The 1,200-nt window shown below is 54.4% G+C and carries 1 rRNA gene (only partly in view); it reads left to right on the forward strand.

What is annotated here, in order from left to right:
* Positions 1 to 1,156 (forward strand): 23S ribosomal RNA (locus KNO61_RS17025) (its annotated part extends 1,713 nt beyond the left edge of the window); the annotation flags it as partial.
* Positions 1,157 to 1,200 lie beyond the last annotated feature (44 nt).

Here is a 1,200-nt window from a genome sequence, read left to right on the forward strand (position 1 = left end):
ACATAAGCCGCAGTGAATAGGCCCAAACGACTGTTTAGCAAAAACACAGGTCTCTGCTAAATCGCAAGATGAAGTATAGGGGCTGACGCCTGCCCGGTGCTGGAAGGTTAAGGGGATGTGTCATCGCAAGAGAAGCACTGAACCGAAGCCCCAGTAAACGGCGGCCGTAACTATAACGGTCCTAAGGTAGCGAAATTCCTTGTCGGGTAAGTTCCGACCCGCACGAAAGGCGTAACGATTTGGGCACTGTCTCAACGAGAGACCCGGTGAAATCATAGTACCTGTGAAGATGCAGGTTACCCGCGACAGGACGGAAAGACCCCATGGAGCTTTACTACAGCCTGATATTGAGGCTTTGTACGCGATGTACAGGATAGGTGGGAGTTTGTGAAGCCGGAGCGCCAGCTTCGGTGGAGACACCCTTGGGATACCACCCTTTGCGTATAGAGTCTCTAACTCGCAGCCGTGATCCGGCTGGAGGACCGTGTCAGGCGGGTAGTTTGACTGGGGCGGTCGCCTCCTAAACAGTAACGGAGGCGCCCAAAGGTTCCCTCAGAATGGTTGGAAATCATTCGAAGAGTGCAAAGGCAGAAGGGAGCTTGACTGCGAGACCTACAAGTCGAGCAGGGACGAAAGTCGGGCTTAGTGATCCGGTGGTTCCGCATGGAAGGGCCATCGCTCAACGGATAAAAGCTACCCTGGGGATAACAGGCTGATCTCCCCCAAGAGTCCACATCGACGGGGAGGTTTGGCACCTCGATGTCGGCTCATCGCATCCTGGGGCTGGAGTAGGTCCCAAGGGTTGGGCTGTTCGCCCATTAAAGCGGTACGCGAGCTGGGTTCAGAACGTCGTGAGACAGTTCGGTCCCTATCCGTCGTGGGCGCAGGAAATTTGAGGAGAGCTGTCCTTAGTACGAGAGGACCGGGATGGACGCACCGCTGGTGTACCAGTTGTTCCGCCAGGAGCACCGCTGGGTAGCTACGTGCGGACGGGATAAGTGCTGAAAGCATCTAAGCATGAAGCCCCCTCCGAGATGAGATTTCCCTTTGAGCAATCAAGAAAGACCCCTCAGAGACGATGAGGTAGATAGGTCATGGGTGGAAGCGTGGCGACACGTGGAGCTGAATGATACTAATCGGTCGAGGCTTTGATCTAGTCTAATGGTTTGTGTTGATGAATCCTCAGTTTTCAGGGAACAA

Source organism: Exiguobacterium sp. s140 (genome assembly GCF_018617035.1).
Taxonomy (GTDB): Bacteria; Bacillota; Bacilli; order Exiguobacteriales; family Exiguobacteriaceae; genus Exiguobacterium; species Exiguobacterium profundum.